Genomic DNA, 13,463 nt, shown 5'->3' with positions numbered 1-13,463 from the left:
GCGCAGAAGGTGGCACGGATCAAGCAATACGCAGAAAAACTGCTTCCCATACCTGCGCGCAGCCAGGTGTCGCAATTTTTTTGCACAATAGCGCCCCTATGAACCGTAGAAACAGCCTTCTCTCGGTCATGGCGGCCGCTGCTGCCCTGGCCTCCCCGCTTGCCCTGGCGCAAGAGCCCATCCGCCTGATCGTGCCCTATGCGCCCGGCGGTCCGCTGGACATCACCGCGCGCGCGCTGGCCGAGCGGGTGCGTGACTCCCTGGGAGTGGTGATCATCGACAACAAGGCCGGCGCCGGCGGCAACATCGGCGCCGACGCCATTGCCCGCGCCACGCCGGACGGCATGACCATCGGCCTGGCCGCCACGGCCACCCATGCCGTCAATCCCTGGCTGTACACCAAGATGCCCTACGACGCGGGCAAGGACTTCGCGGGCATCACCCAGATGGTGCGCGTGCCCAACGTGCTGGTGATGAATGCGGCCCGTGCCGAGCAGCTCAAGATCCACAGCGTGGCCGACCTGATCGCCTACGCCAAGTCCCACCCCGGCAAGCTCAACTACGGCAGCGGCGGCAACGGCAGCGCAGGCCACCTGGCCGGCGAAATGCTCAAGCAAAAAGCCGGCATCTTCGCCCTGCACGTGCCCTACCGTGGCGCCAACCCGGCCCAGCTGGCCCTGCTGTCGGGCGAGGTGGACTTCAACATCGACAACCTGGCTGCCGCTGCACCCAATATCCGCTCGGGCAAGCTCAAGGCGCTGGCCGTGACCTCGCTGAACCCCACCACGCTGCTGCCCGGCGTGCCCGCGCTGTCCAAGACCTTCCCCGGCTTTGCCATCGATACCTGGTGGGGCCTGGTCGCCCCGGCCGGCACGCCCAAGCCCGTGCTGGACAAGCTGAGCCGGGCCTTTGCCGACGCACTGGCCGCGCCCGAGACCAAGACCCGCTTCGAGACCCTGATGGCCGAGCCCGTGTCCTCCACGCCCGCCGAGTTCGACAGGTTCATGGCGGCCGAGCGCGCCAAGTACCAGGCCATCGTCAAGGCCTCCGGAGCGAAGGTGGACTGAGCCGATCCACCGCGTCCCGCCTGGCAAAAAGCCGCAGCCGCCCTCAGGGCGCTGCGGCTTTTTCATTCAGGCCACTGTCGGGATTCAGGCTTGCCGGAGATGCCAGCCAGGCTTGTGCGCCAGGCAGATGCCCTGCCCCGCCACGGCCTGCAGCTGCGCGGGCGTGACGCGCTCAGGCGCGATCTCGGCCAGCGGCACGAGCACGAAGGCGCGCTCGTGCATGCGCGGGTGCGGCACGCTCAGGCGCGGCAGCGCGATGCGCTCGTCGCCCCACAGCTCGATGTCCAGGTCCAGCGTGCGCGGCGCATTGCGGTAGGGGCGCTCGCGCCCGGCCGCCAGTTCGATGGCCTGCAGCGCATCGAGCAGCGCCAGCGGCTGCAGCGTGGTGCGCACGGCGGCCACGGCGTTCAGATAGTCGGGACCGCTGGAATCGATGGGCGCCGTGCTGTAGAGCGAGGAGACGGCCAGCAGGCGCGTGCCCGTCAGGCCGCCGATGGCCTTCAAGGCCTGGCCCAGGGCCTGGCCGCAGTCACCGAGGTTGGCACCCAGGCCGATGGCGACCCAGTGGCCTGGCTCAGTCATCGCCGCCCATGCCGCCATCGCCCCCGCCCTGGGGCTTGCGGCGGCGGCGCCGCCGCTTCTTGGGCGCTGCAGCCTCCTCGCCGCCAGCCTGTGCCGGTGCGGGATCCTCAGGCTGCACGCCTTCCGCCAGGTTCACGCCATCGCGCGGCTGGCGGACCTTGGGCACGCGGTGCACCTTGGGTTCGGCGCTGCGCTGGCGGGCGCGCTGCTCGTCGCGCGCCTGGGCGATCAGGTCGTCGCGGCGCGCGTCGTCGGCATTCTGGAACTCCTGCCACCAGCTGGCCAGGCTTTCCTCGACCTCGCCGATGTCGGCGCGCAGCCGCATGAAGTCGAAGCCCGCGCGAAAGCGCGGCTGGGCCACCAGGCTGAACGGCGTGGCGCCCGTGCGCTTGTCGAAGCGCGGCTGCATGACCCAGATCTCGCGCATGTCGGCGGCCAGCTTGCCGCGTCCCGAGACATCGCCGATGCGCTGGTCGAACACTTCGTCGATGGATTCCTGCAGCGCGGGAAACGGGTGCTGGCGCTGGTTCAGGCGGCGCTCCCAGCCGGTCTTCACGTCATGCCACAGCACGCAGGCCAGCAGGAAGCTGGGCGCCACGGGCTTGCCTTCCTCGACACGGCGATCGGTATCGGTCAGAGCGGCCTGCACGAAGGGCTGCTCGGCACGCTCGACCACCACATCCAGCAGCGAGTAGATGCCGCGCGCCAGGCCCAGGCCGCGCAATTGCTCAACCGAAGCCAGCGCATGGCCGGTCTGCAGCAGCTTGAGCATTTCATCGAACAGGCGGCTTTGCGGCACATCGGCCAGCAGCGGCTCGCACTCCACCAGGGGCTTGGCCGTCTTGGGCTCGAGCTTGAAGCCCTTGCCCGCCAGCTTGGCGGCGAAGCGCACGGCGCGGATGATGCGCACCGGATCTTCACGGTAGCGCGTGGCCGGGTCGCCGATCATGCGCAGCATGCGCTTCTTGGCGTCGTCGATGCCCTTGTGATAGTCGACCACGATCTGCGTGCGCGGGTCGTAGTACATGGCGTTGATGGTGAAGTCGCGGCGCGTGGCGTCCTGGTCCTGCGGGCCCCAGACGTTGTCGCGCAGCACGCGGCCGCTGGCGTCCACCGCATGGTGCATGCCGGCGAGCTGGGCCTTGCTGGTGCGCTCGTTGCCGCTCACGGCCTCGGCCGCGCTGTTGTCCAGGAAGGCGCGGAAGGTGGAGACTTCGATGACCTCGTTCTCGCGCCCGCGGCCATACACCACGTGCACGATGCGAAAGCGCTTGCCGATGATGAAGGCGCGGCGGAACAGGCCCTTGACCTGCTCGGGCGTGGCATTGGTGGCCACGTCGAAGTCCTTGGGGCGCAGGCCCAGCAGCAGGTCGCGCACGGCGCCGCCGACGATGTAGGCCTCGTAGCCGGCGTCCTGCAGCGTCTCGACCACGTCGATGGCACGCCGGTCCACCAGGTTGGGGTCGATGCCGTGCACCTGCACGGGCACTTCCTGGCGCTTGCCGAAGGGCGACTTGCGCGCCCGTGGGGCGGCCGAGGCCTTGCCCAGCAGCTTGTCGATGATGTTCTTGATCATGGTGCTTCGCCAAACAGGTCCAGAATGCGCCAGCCACGTTCCTGGGCCAGGGCGCGCAGCCGTGCGTCGGGGTTGGTGGCCACGGGATGGTCCACGCGCTCGAGCAGGGGCACGTCGTTCCAGGAGTCGCTGTAGAAGAAGCTCTCCACGCCGCCCCAGTCCAGGCCACGCGCATCCAGCCACTGCTGCATGCGCTGGACCTTGCCGTCGCGCATGCTGGGCGTGCCACGGATCTCGCCCGTGAACCAGCCCTGGGCGTCGCGCTCCAGTTCCACGGCAATCAGCTCCTGCACGCCCAGTGCGGCGGCGATGGGGCGCGTCACGAACTCGTTGGTGGCCGTGACGATGATGATCTGGTCGCCCGCCTGCTGGTGCGTGCGCAGCAGCCCCAGTGCCTGGGGACGGATGGCGGGGGTGATCACCTCGCGCATGAAGCGCTCGTGCGCCTCGGCGGCCTGCTGCGCGCCACGGGCGCAGAAGGCCTCGGTGGCAAAGCGCACATAGTCGTGCACGTCGAGCGTGCCCGCTTGGTAGTGCGCGAAGAACTCGGCATTGCGGCGGCCGAACTCGACCGGATCGGTCCAGCCGATGCGCGTCGTGAACTCGCCCCACTCATAGTCCGAATCGAGCGGCAGCAGCGTGTGGTCCAGGTCGAACAACGCCAGCCGGGGCCGGAGTTGCTTCTGATCAGAGGTCATGCATATCCTAAAAAAATGGGTCCCGCGCTGCCCTTGCAACGCAGGCTCCGCCGGCTCCCGCAGTCCCTGCCCACAAGAAAATGCGGGCTCATTCGGTTTCCAGCATCGTCTTGAGCAACGGAATGGTGATGGCGCGCTTGTTGCGCAGCGCAAAGCCGTCGAGCATGTCGAGCAGCTGCATCAGGCTGCCCAGGTCACGCGAGAAGCGCTTGAGCATGTAGTCCATCACATCGTCGCCCAGAAAAACGCCACGGGCATCGGCCTCCTGGCGCAGCACCGCGCGGCGCGCGGTTTCGTCGAGCAGCTGCAGCTGGAACACATGGCCCCAGCCCAGCCGCGTGCGCAGATCCTCGCGCAGCTTGAGGTCTGCCGGCGGCAGCGGGCCGGCCCCCAGCACCCAGCGCGGCGAGCCCGTGGCCGGGCTCGTCGCATTCACAAACCAGTTGAAGGCCCGCGCCTGCTGCAGCGGAGTGTAGATGTCCACATCGTCCATCAGCACCGCCGCCCAGCGCTCGTCGAAGGGCGGCGGGAACAGGGTGGAGGCATCCATCCAGCCCACCATGGCACCCTGCTCGCGCAGGGCCTCGCGCACGGCCTTGAGCAGATGGGTCTTGCCCGAGCCCGATTCGCCCCAAAGATAAGTGGGCACTGGCGTGCGGGCCGTCTGCATGCGGCCATCGCCCACCCAATGGCGCAAATGATCGATCACCGCGGCATTGGGGCCGACGAAAAAGCGCGACAGCGTCGGGCTCGACGCCATGCTGATATCCAGAGCCAGCTGCTTCATCTGCGACATACGCGCAGCGCCCCCTTTCCTGTGTCCAGGCGGGTCCATGCGGCAAAAGCAGGCAAAGGAATCGGCAACGGCATTGGGTTGATAGCAAAGACAGGCCCGCCCTGCCGCAGCGCTGCGGCAAGGCGGGCGACGCCGGGGCGTTCCCGGGCGCAACAGGGATTTTAGTCTGCGCGGCGCACGGCACGGCGGCAGCCGGCCCGCTTGTGCAACGAAAGCCCCCTCGAAGCCCACTGGCGCGCGCGCCTGCCGGCGGCCGGCGCCGTAGAATCCCGGGGTTCCAGCCCGGCCTCGGGCCTACCGCACCGTACCCATCCATGAGCTCTTCTGCCCCCTCCTCTACCCCGATCTCCTACAAAGACGCCGGCGTCGACATCGTCGCTGGCGACGCGCTGGTCGAGCGCATCAAGCCGCTGGCCAAGAAGACCATGCGCGAAGGCGTGATGGCCGGCATCGGAGGCTTCGGCGCACTGTTCGAGGTGCCCAAGCGCTACAAGGAGCCCGTGCTGGTCTCGGGCACCGACGGCGTGGGCACCAAGCTCAAGCTGGCCTTCGAGTGGAACATGCACGACACCGTCGGCATCGACCTGGTGGCCATGAGCGTCAACGACGTGCTGGTCCAGGGCGCCGAGCCCCTGTTCTTCCTCGACTACTTCGCCTGCGGCAAGCTGGACGTGGACACGGCCGCTGCCGTGGTCGGCGGCATTGCGCGCGGCTGCGAGCTGTCGGGCTGCGCACTGATCGGCGGTGAAACCGCCGAAATGCCCGGCATGTACCCGGCCGGCGAATACGATCTGGCCGGCTTTGCCGTCGGCGCCGTCGAAAAGTCCAAGATCCTCACGGGCCAGAGCGTTGCTGCTGGCGACGTGGTGCTGGGACTGGCCTCGGCCGGCGTGCACTCCAACGGTTTCTCCCTGGTGCGCAAGTGCATCGAGCGCGCCGAAGCCCAGGGCAGCCTGCCCGAATCGCTGGACGGCAAGCCGTTCAAGCAGGCCATCATGGAACCCACGCGCCTGTACGTGAAGAACGTGCTGGCCGCACTGGAGCAGCACCCCATCAAGGCGCTGGCCCACATCACGGGCGGCGGCCTGCTGGAGAACATCCCCCGCGTGCTGCCCGAAGGCCTGGCCGCCCACCTGGATGCCGGCAGCTGGCCCCAGACCGAGCTGTTCGCCTGGCTGCAGAAGACGGCCGGCATCGACGCCGTGGAAATGAACCGCACCTTCAACAACGGCATCGGCATGGTCGTTGTCGTGCCCGCCGAGGCTGCCGAAGCCACGGCCGCCACGCTCGCGAAGCTGGGCGAGACGGTCCACACCATCGGACGCATCGCCGCACGCGGCGAGGGCGAGCCTGTCGAGGTCCGCTGACCACGGGCCCGCAGCGCATGACCCAGCACCTGCCCTCGCCCATCATCTCCCCGCAGCCCGCGCCCACGCGCGGCGTGACGCTGTCCAGCTATGTGCTGATGGCCGGCGCCCTGCTGCTGATCATGTGGCAGGGGCTGCTGCCGGGCATGCTGTGCGTCTGCGTGGGCTTTCTGGTCACGCGCGCGCTTGCCGGGCTGCTGTCACGCGCCCAGCCCAAGTCCCGGCGCGGCTCGCTGCCGCGCTGGACGCAACTGGTGGCAGCCACCATCGTCATTCTTGCGCCGCTGGCCCTGCTCAGCGGCGCGCTGTCGCACACGCGCACCTACATCACCGACGCGCCGCAGCAGTACCGCGAGCTGCTCGACTATCTGGCGCACACGGTGCTGGAGCTGCGTGACAAGCTTCCGGCCGACATGGCCGACCAGTTGCCGGACGGCGCACAGGAAATCCAGCACCTGCTGGCCAGCTACCTGGCCGCCAAGGCCGGCGCCCTGGCCCATGCGGGCCGCGCCTGGCTCACCGGCCTGCTCTATGCCTACGTGGGCCTGATCATCGGCGCCCTGGCCGCCGTGCGGCCCATGGTCACGCGCCGCCCGCCCCTGGTGGCAGCGCTGCGCGAGCGCATCCGGCTCATGGGACTGGCCTTCCGCCAGATCGTGGCGGCCCAGTTCTGGATTGCGGCCTTCAACACCTTCCTGACGGCCATCTTCCTTCTGGGCGTGCTGCCGCACTGGAACCTGACCCTGCCCTACACGCCAGCCCTGATCACGCTGACCTTCATTGCAGGCCTGGTGCCCATCGTGGGCAACCTGCTGTGCAATGCGGTGATCACCATCGTGGGCCTGTCGGTGTCCCCTGTGGCCGCCGCCGCCTGCCTGGGCTTTCTGATCCTGATCCACAAGGCCGAGTACGTGATCAACGCCAAGGTCGTGGGCCAGCGCACGCACATGGGCGTATGGGAGCTGCTGGCGGTGATGTTCGTGGCCGAATCGGTGTTCGGCCCTGCAGGCCTGGTGGCGGCTCCGCTGTTCTACGCCTATCTCAAGAAAGAGCTGGAAGCCGTCCGGCTGGTCTGATCAGCCCACGCGCGGGCGGCTACAGCCCTCTCAGCCGCCGGATCACCTCGCGCACGGCCACGGCCTGCGCGCCCTGCTGGGACTGCAGGAAGCGCTCCAGGTCTTCAAGCGCACGCTCGGTCACCCCCCATTGCGCATAGGCCAGCCCCCGGTCCCGCAGGATCTCGGGCATGTCGGGCCGCAGCACGGCCAGCCGGTTGAGCACGGCCACCAGCAACGGCCAGTCGCGCCGGGCATGGTGGATCTCCTGCAGGTTGCGCAGCATGCGCTCCAGAACGTCGCGCGGCGAGGCGCCCTGCAGGTACATGCCCAGCGGAGCGGCCTCTTCGGCCGACAGGCCCGCGCTCTGCCAGAAAGGCTCCAGCCGCTCGGCCAGGCTGTTGGCCGAAAAGGACTCGCCACTCAACGGGTCCATCACCACCTGCCCCTGGGGCAGGCGCATCTTGACCAGGAAATGGCCGGGAAAGCTCACGCCCTGCGCCGGCAGATCGATGGCCGCAGCCAGCTCCAGCCAGATCAGCGCCACACTGATGGGAATGCCGCGCCGCGTCTGAAGCACATGGTGGATGTAGCTGTTGGCGGGGTCGTAGTAGTCGTTGAGATTGCCGCCAAAGCCCAGCTCGCCGTAGAAGAACTGGTTGAGTCCGCGCAGGCACTGCAGCGGATCGGTTTCGCCAGCCAGGCGCTGGACCAGGCGCACCTGCAGCCGGTCCAGTTCGGCGCTGGCCGCCTGCAGGTCGAGATCGGGCACGGCATCCTGGGCGATGCTGATTGCCGCCTCCATCAGCGGCAGGTGTTCATCGCTTTGCACCAGCGCTGCAAAGTATTGCAGGGCCGTTGGCGTGTCGTCGTAGCTCCAGCTCATGATGCCTTGTGAATTTGCAGCGCCCAGGCCTGCAATTATGCGGGTTCGGGCTAGCGCCGCAGCAGTGCCCGCAGCTTGAGCCCGGCTGCCCACAGCGCGCCAAAGTACAGCAGGGCCGAGGCCGCCATCAGGCCGGCAAGCAGGCCCACGCGCTGCCATCCGTTGGCACGCAGCGCAATCCAGTCGAAATGCTGGCTTCCCCAGGTCAGCAGCACGGCCAGCAGACTGCTGGCCGCAATCACCTGCAAGGCCAGCCGCCCCCAGCCGGGCTTGGGACGGTAGACGCCCCGGCGCAGCAGCCCCCACAGCAGCCAGCCCGCATTGACCAGGGCCGCCAGGCCGATGGACAGCGCCAGACCCGTATGCGCCATGAAGGGCACCAGCACCAGGTTGAGCAGCTGGGTGATGATCAGCACCACGATGGCGATCTTGACGGGCGTGCGGATGTCCTGGCTTGCGTAGTAGCCGGGCGCCAGCACCTTGATGGCCACCAGGCCCACCAGGCCGGCGCCGTAGCCCACCAGCGCCAGCGCGATCTGGCCCACATCGCTGCCCTGCAGCGCGCCACGGTGGAACAGCGTGGCCACGAGCGGCTCGGCGAAAGTGAGCAGCCCCACCGCGCAGGGCACGGAAAACAGCACCACCAGGCGCAGCCCCCAGTCCAGCATGGCCGAGTAGCGCTCCGAGTCGTCGGCCGCCTTGGCCGCGGCCAGCTGGGGCGTGAGCACCACGCCCAGCGCCACGCCCAGCAGCGCCGTCGGAAATTCCATGAGCCGGTCGGCATAGAACAGCCAGGTCACGCTGCCCGGTTGCAGATAGGAGGCGATCTGGGTGTTGATCATCAGCGAGACCTGGGCCACGCCCACGCCCAGCAGCGCCGGCGCCATCAGCCGGAGGATGCGGCGCACGCCGGCCTCTTGCCAGGCCTGGCGCAAGGCGGCTGGAGAAAACCCGATGCGGGGCAGCAGGCCCAGGCCTGCCAGCGCCGGCAGCTGTACCGCCAGCTGCAGCACGCCGCCCAGCATCACACCGCCGGCCATGGCATAGATGGGCTCTATGCCGCGCGCCTGCAGCCAGGGTGCACCCCAGAAGGCGGCGGCAATCATGGCCAGGTTCAGCAGCACGGGCGTGGCGGCCGAGACGGCAAAGCGCCGCCAGGTATTGAGCACGCCGGACGACAGCGCCACCAGCGACATGAAGCCGATGTAGGGGAACATCCAGCGCGTCATCAGCACGGCTGCGTCATAGCCTTCGGGCGACTGGCGCAGGCCGCTGGCCAGCAGCCAGACCAGCAGCGGCGCGCCGACCACGCCCAGCACGCAGGTCACGAGCAGCACCCAGAACAGCAGCGTGGCCACATGGGAGATCAGCCTGCGCGTGGCCTCCTCCCCCTCCTTGGCCTTGCTGGCGGCCAGCACCGGCACGAAGGCCTGGCTGAAGGCGCCTTCGGCGAACAGGCGCCGAAAGAGATTGGGAATCCTGAACGCGACATTGAACGCATCGGTCAGCGCATTGGCTCCGAACATGGAGGCCATGAGCAGATCGCGCACCAGCCCGGTGATACGGGAGGCCAGCGTCAGCAGGGAAACGGTGGAGGCGGCTTTGAACAGTGACACCGTGGGGAGTGTATGCGCTGGCACGGCCACCGCAGTTGCGTGCCCGGGCGGGCCGGACGGCTCTTGCACTCCGTTGCAACAGGCCCGATTGCGCGGCCTGGGGCCCACAGGCCCTGGAGGGACTGCATGCTATACTCCCGCGCTTCGCCGACAACATCCTCAGACACTAGGAATACATATCATGGCATCCAAGCCCGTAAAGAAGAACCCCCGCCTGGCATCCGGCCGCAAGCGCGCCCGCCAGGACGTCAAGCTCAACGCAGCCAACACTTCGCTGCGCTCCAAGTACCGCACCGCCGTCAAGAAGGTCGAGAAGGCCGTTCTGACTGGCGACAAGGCCAAGGCAACCGAACTGTTTGCCGCAGCCCAATCCGTTCTGGACACGATCGCCGACAAGGGCATCTTCCACAAGAACAAGGCCGCTCGCGACAAGAGCCGCCTGTCCGCCAAGGTCAAGGCCCTGGCAGCCCCCGCCGCCTAATCCACTTAGGCAACCGCACGGATGGCCCCGGCCATCTGCCGTTTGTAACGGGTGCGCTGTCAGCGAACGAGAAAACCGCCTTCGGGCGGTTTTTTTGTGCCTGGACAAAAGCGCCGCCATCGGCAATCGCACCGAAGGAAAAGCCCGGCTCCAGCAAAGCGCAGTCGAAAAAAAACGCACCCCAGGCGCGCTTCACATCGGGCGGGAACCGACCCCGCAAAAAAAGAAGCCGGCCTCAGCGGGCCGGCTCGTCCGGTATCAGGCAGGCTTCGGCAACCTGCAGGTTGTTGTCCTTGGCGAAATTCAGGCAGAAATCCCAGGCCATGGGCTCGTAGTCGCGCAGGTCGCGATGCACGACCACGCACTTGACGCCGTTGAGCGTTGTGGGAACACACCAGGGCGAGTAGCTCAGGTGGCTGCCGCGCTGGGCACCACCGGGGCGGAACTGGCTCATGACGCCTGCCAGCCGCTCGGCCCAGTCGCTGGGCCGGAAAGTCTTGCCTTCGTGGGTGATGCCCTGGATGAACAGTTCTTTGCTGGAGGGAGAGACCATCAGGATGCGCACCAAAATACGACTTGCGCAACAAGGAGCAAAACAGGCGGCTTGCCAAGGGGCCCAGCACCTTGCCACTTCCTGTTTGCGCAAGTCCTTCAAAAAAGCCAGAGCCCGCAGACAGGATCGCTGCCGGCAGGCCAAGCGGGCATTTTATCTCTTATATAAGAGCTGGGCCGTTGTGCAGCGCACTAACCAAGTGTGGCGTAGGTTCATTGCATGGCTGTGATGCGCAAACCGCAACGGTAGGCCATTGCGCGGCCCCTAGAATCGGGCTTCGCTGTTTTTCAGGCATCTGCGGCGGCAACGCCCGGATGCCGTTTACTTTCCAGCTCAGGAGATTTTTGCAATGACCGCTTTCATCGAGGCTGCCTCGCCCCACGTGATGAACACCTATGGCCGCGTACCGATCGCTCTGGAGCGAGGCCAGGGCTGCCGCGTGTGGGACGTCAACGGCAAGCAGTACCTCGATGCGCTGGGCGGCATTGCAGTGAACACGCTGGGCCACAACCACCCCAAGCTGGTGCCTGCGCTGCAGGACCAGGTGGCCAAGCTCATCCACACCTCCAACTACTACCATGTGCCCGGCCAGGAAACGCTGGCCAAGCTGCTGACCGAGCGCGCGAAGATGACCAATGTCTTCTTCTGCAGCACGGGCCTGGAGGCCAACGAGGCCGCCATCAAGATCGCGCGCAAGTACGGCGTGGACAAGGGCATCGCCAAGCCGGTGATCGTGGTCTACGAGCATGCCTTCCACGGCCGCTCCATCGCCACCATGACGGCCACGGGCAACCCCAAGGTGCGCGACGGCTTCGGCCCGCTGCTCGACGGCTTCCTGCGCGTGCCGGTCAATGACTTCGAGGCGCTGCAGCAGGCCACGGCCGGCAACCCCGACGTGGTTGCCGTGATGATGGAGCCCATCCAGGGCGAAGGCGGCCTGCACCCCATGCGCATCGAGTACATGCAGCAGGTGCGCGTCTTGTGCGATGCCAACGGCTGGCTGATGATGTTCGACGAAGTCCAGGCAGGCATGGGCCGCACGGGCAAGTGGTTCGCCCACCAGTGGGCCGGCATCGTCCCCGACGTGATGACCCTGGCCAAGGGCCTGGGCTCGGGCGTGCCCATCGGCGCCGTCGTCGCCCATGGCAAGGCGGCCACCGTGCTGCAGCCGGGCAACCACGGCTCCACCTTCGGCGGCAATCCGCTGGCCATGCGTGCGGGCATCGAAACCATCCGCATCATGGAAGAAGACGGCCTGCTGGCCCATGCCACCAAGGTGGGAGACCGCCTGAAGTCCACGCTGCAAAAGGAGCTGGCCGACGTCAAGGGCGTGGTCGATGTTCGCGGCCAGGGCCTGATCATCGGCATCGAGCTGAACAAGCCCTGCGGCGCCCTGCTGGGCCGTGGCGCCGAAGCCGGCCTGCTGTTCAGCGTGACCGCCGACACCGTGGTGCGCCTGGTGCCGCCGCTGATCATGACCGAGGCCGAGGCCGACGAAGTGGTCGCCAAGCTCAAGCCCCTGATCGTGCAATTCCTGTCCGAATGAGGACCTGCCTATGACTGCCATCAAGCACTATCTGCAGTTTTCCGACTTCACGGCCGACGAGTACGCCTATGTGCTCGAGCGCGCGGCCCTGATCAAGAAGAAGTTCAAGAACTACGAAAAGCACCACACGCTCAGCGACCGCACGCTGGCCATGATCTTCGAGAAGGCCAGCACGCGCACCCGCGTGAGCTTCGAGGCCGGCATGTACCAGCTCGGCGGCTCGGTGGTCCACCTGACCACGGGCGACAGCCAACTGGGCCGCGCCGAGCCCATCGAGGACAGCGCGCGCGTCATCAGCCGCATGACCGACCTGGTGATGATCCGCACCTACGGCCAGGACAAGATCGTGCGCTTTGCCGAGTACTCGCGCGTGCCCGTCATCAACGGCCTGACCAACGAGTTCCACCCCTGCCAGATCCTGGCCGACATCTTCACCTTCATCGAGCACCGCGGCTCGATCCAGGGCAAGACTGTCGCCTGGGTCGGCGACGGCAACAACATGGCCAACACCTGGCTGCAGGCTGCCGACCTGCTGGGCTTCACCGTCCACGTCAGCACGCCGGGCGGCTACGAAGTGGACGAGAAGCTGGCCTTTGGCGGCAAGGCGCCGCGCGAGGGCTGCTACAAGGTCTTCAAGGACCCGCTGGATGCCTGCAAGGGCGCCGACCTGGTGACCACCGACGTGTGGACCAGCATGGGCTACGAGGCCGAGAACGAGGCCCGCAAGAAGGCCTTCGCCGACTGGTGCGTGGATGCCGAGATGATGGCCGCCGCGCGTGCCGACGCCCTGTTCATGCACTGCCTGCCCGCCCACCGTGGCGAGGAAGTGCAGGCCGAGGTCATCGACGGGCCGCAGTCCGTGGTCTGGGATGAGGCAGAGAACCGGATGCACGTGCAAAAGGCACTGATGGAGTACCTGCTGCTGGGCCGCCAGCCGGGCTGATCACGCCCACTCCTTTGGCCCAGGCGCATTCCCTCACACCCATGCACCTGAGCCACGAACACTCCAGACACCGCCTGCAGGCCAAGCGCCCCCAGGCGGTGTTTCCGTTGGGCGGCTGCGCATTGCGCCATCCGCACATTGCACGCCATACGCGCGTGCCCTCGTTCTTCGGGCCGCGCCGGCATTTCGCGGCCCGGGTGCGTGCGCTGTTCGTGCGCATCCACACCTTCTATCTGAAGTTCCTCCAGGGCCATACCTAGGGCCGCACCCCCTCTTCCCAGCCTTATGCGCCGCCCC

The 13,463-nt window shown here is 67.3% G+C and carries 14 protein-coding genes; 7 read left to right on the top strand and 7 right to left on the bottom strand.

Translation table 11 applies throughout. The features are described 5' to 3' along the window. Positions 1 to 98 precede the first annotated feature (98 nt). Positions 99 to 1,067, top strand: a complete 969-nt coding sequence (locus tag DTS01S_RS18085) for a Bug family tripartite tricarboxylate transporter substrate binding protein (RefSeq protein WP_026062233.1) — start codon at positions 99 to 101, stop codon at positions 1,065 to 1,067. Between the two features lie 84 nt (positions 1,068 to 1,151). Here DTS01S_RS18085 and folK read toward each other — a convergent pair whose 3' ends face one another. From folK to hda, 4 genes are all read right to left on the bottom strand, one after another. Further along, positions 1,152 to 1,667: a 2-amino-4-hydroxy-6-hydroxymethyldihydropteridine diphosphokinase gene (gene folK / locus DTS01S_RS18080; protein ID WP_016452586.1), complete on the bottom strand. Its 516-nt coding sequence runs from the start codon at positions 1,665 to 1,667 to the stop codon at positions 1,152 to 1,154. Then, a complete protein-coding gene (gene pcnB / locus DTS01S_RS18075) occupies positions 1,642 to 3,225 on the bottom strand; it encodes a polynucleotide adenylyltransferase PcnB (RefSeq protein ID WP_017404874.1) in 1,584 nt (527 codons plus the stop codon). The genes folK and pcnB overlap by 26 nt, the downstream gene beginning before the upstream one ends. Further along, a complete protein-coding gene (locus tag DTS01S_RS18070; protein WP_026062234.1) occupies positions 3,222 to 3,923 on the bottom strand; it encodes a histidinol-phosphatase in 702 nt (233 codons plus the stop codon). Before DTS01S_RS18070 ends, pcnB begins: the two co-directional genes overlap by 4 nt. Positions 3,924 to 4,011: 88 nt before the next feature. Beyond that, complete coding sequence (gene hda, locus DTS01S_RS18065) at positions 4,012 to 4,710, bottom strand: DnaA regulatory inactivator Hda (RefSeq protein WP_026062235.1); 699 nt, start codon at positions 4,708 to 4,710, stop codon at positions 4,012 to 4,014. Positions 4,711 to 5,033: 323 nt separating this feature from the next. Here hda and purM point away from each other — a divergent pair, with 323 nt between their 5' ends. Both purM and DTS01S_RS18055 read left to right on the top strand, forming a co-directional pair. Then, the gene (purM, locus tag DTS01S_RS18060) at positions 5,034 to 6,086 is read left to right on the top strand and encodes a phosphoribosylformylglycinamidine cyclo-ligase (RefSeq protein ID WP_017406901.1); all 1,053 of its coding nucleotides are present in this window, start codon (positions 5,034 to 5,036) and stop codon (positions 6,084 to 6,086) included. Between the two features lie 17 nt (positions 6,087 to 6,103). Beyond that, a complete protein-coding gene (locus DTS01S_RS18055; RefSeq protein ID WP_016448979.1) occupies positions 6,104 to 7,162 on the top strand; it encodes an AI-2E family transporter in 1,059 nt (352 codons plus the stop codon). A 19-nt stretch (positions 7,163 to 7,181) separates the two neighbouring features. On the opposite strand, the gene DTS01S_RS18050 is transcribed toward DTS01S_RS18055, so the two are convergent. Both DTS01S_RS18050 and murJ read right to left on the bottom strand, forming a co-directional pair. Next, positions 7,182 to 8,027 carry a SirB1 family protein gene (locus tag DTS01S_RS18050; RefSeq protein ID WP_016448980.1) on the bottom strand — a complete coding sequence of 282 codons (846 nt, stop codon included), beginning with the start codon at positions 8,025 to 8,027 and terminating at the stop codon, positions 7,182 to 7,184. Between the two features lie 50 nt (positions 8,028 to 8,077). After that, positions 8,078 to 9,643: a murein biosynthesis integral membrane protein MurJ gene (murJ, locus tag DTS01S_RS18045; RefSeq protein WP_061288273.1), complete on the bottom strand. Its 1,566-nt coding sequence runs from the start codon at positions 9,641 to 9,643 to the stop codon at positions 8,078 to 8,080. A 181-nt stretch (positions 9,644 to 9,824) separates the two neighbouring features. Between murJ and rpsT the strand changes: the two genes are divergently transcribed. Beyond that, entirely contained in the window at positions 9,825 to 10,124 is a 300-nt protein-coding gene (rpsT, locus tag DTS01S_RS18040) for a 30S ribosomal protein S20 (RefSeq protein WP_016448982.1), read from the top strand. 235 nt (positions 10,125 to 10,359) lie between these two features. Here rpsT and DTS01S_RS18035 read toward each other — a convergent pair whose 3' ends face one another. Then, positions 10,360 to 10,677 carry a DUF3579 domain-containing protein gene (locus DTS01S_RS18035; RefSeq protein ID WP_012204103.1) on the bottom strand — a complete coding sequence of 106 codons (318 nt, stop codon included), beginning with the start codon at positions 10,675 to 10,677 and terminating at the stop codon, positions 10,360 to 10,362. 349 nt (positions 10,678 to 11,026) lie between these two features. On the opposite strand from DTS01S_RS18035, the gene DTS01S_RS18030 reads away from it, so the two are divergent. From DTS01S_RS18030 to DTS01S_RS18020, 3 genes are read left to right on the top strand one after another with little or no spacing between them, the layout of a single operon-like run. Next, positions 11,027 to 12,223, top strand: a complete 1,197-nt coding sequence (locus tag DTS01S_RS18030) for an aspartate aminotransferase family protein (RefSeq protein ID WP_017406899.1) — start codon at positions 11,027 to 11,029, stop codon at positions 12,221 to 12,223. A 10-nt stretch (positions 12,224 to 12,233) separates the two neighbouring features. Next, positions 12,234 to 13,166, top strand: a complete 933-nt coding sequence (argF, locus tag DTS01S_RS18025) for an ornithine carbamoyltransferase (RefSeq protein WP_016448984.1) — start codon at positions 12,234 to 12,236, stop codon at positions 13,164 to 13,166. Positions 13,167 to 13,207: 41 nt separating this feature from the next. Next, on the top strand, positions 13,208 to 13,426 hold the full coding sequence (locus DTS01S_RS18020; RefSeq protein ID WP_016448985.1) for a hypothetical protein: 219 nt from the start codon (positions 13,208 to 13,210) through the stop codon (positions 13,424 to 13,426). The last annotated feature ends 37 nt before the right edge of the window (positions 13,427 to 13,463 follow it).

This window comes from Delftia tsuruhatensis NBRC 16741 (genome assembly GCF_001571325.1).
Lineage (GTDB): Bacteria > Pseudomonadota > Gammaproteobacteria > Burkholderiales > Burkholderiaceae_C > Comamonas > Comamonas tsuruhatensis.
Note: the sequence above shows the minus strand (reverse complement) of the source record. Positions and strands in the feature narration are given on the sequence as shown.

Excerpts from the sequence above, each read along its gene's own strand:
- DTS01S_RS18085 (WP_026062233.1), top strand. The coding sequence starts at position 99 with ATGAACCGTAGAAACAGCCTTCTCTCGGTCATGGCGGCCGCTGCTGCC.
- folK (WP_016452586.1), bottom strand. The coding sequence starts at position 1,667 with ATGGCGGCATGGGCGGCGATGACTGAGCCAGGCCACTGGGTCGCCATC.
- pcnB (WP_017404874.1), bottom strand. The coding sequence starts at position 3,225 with ATGATCAAGAACATCATCGACAAGCTGCTGGGCAAGGCCTCGGCCGCC.
- DTS01S_RS18070 (WP_026062234.1), bottom strand. The coding sequence starts at position 3,923 with ATGACCTCTGATCAGAAGCAACTCCGGCCCCGGCTGGCGTTGTTCGAC.
- hda (WP_026062235.1), bottom strand. The coding sequence starts at position 4,710 with ATGAAGCAGCTGGCTCTGGATATCAGCATGGCGTCGAGCCCGACGCTG.
- purM (WP_017406901.1), top strand. The coding sequence starts at position 5,034 with ATGAGCTCTTCTGCCCCCTCCTCTACCCCGATCTCCTACAAAGACGCC.
- DTS01S_RS18055 (WP_016448979.1), top strand. The coding sequence starts at position 6,104 with ATGACCCAGCACCTGCCCTCGCCCATCATCTCCCCGCAGCCCGCGCCC.
- DTS01S_RS18050 (WP_016448980.1), bottom strand. The coding sequence starts at position 8,027 with ATGAGCTGGAGCTACGACGACACGCCAACGGCCCTGCAATACTTTGCA.
- rpsT (WP_016448982.1), top strand. The coding sequence starts at position 9,825 with ATGGCATCCAAGCCCGTAAAGAAGAACCCCCGCCTGGCATCCGGCCGC.
- DTS01S_RS18035 (WP_012204103.1), bottom strand. The coding sequence starts at position 10,677 with ATGGTCTCTCCCTCCAGCAAAGAACTGTTCATCCAGGGCATCACCCAC.
- DTS01S_RS18030 (WP_017406899.1), top strand. The coding sequence starts at position 11,027 with ATGACCGCTTTCATCGAGGCTGCCTCGCCCCACGTGATGAACACCTAT.
- argF (WP_016448984.1), top strand. The coding sequence starts at position 12,234 with ATGACTGCCATCAAGCACTATCTGCAGTTTTCCGACTTCACGGCCGAC.
- DTS01S_RS18020 (WP_016448985.1), top strand. The coding sequence starts at position 13,208 with ATGCACCTGAGCCACGAACACTCCAGACACCGCCTGCAGGCCAAGCGC.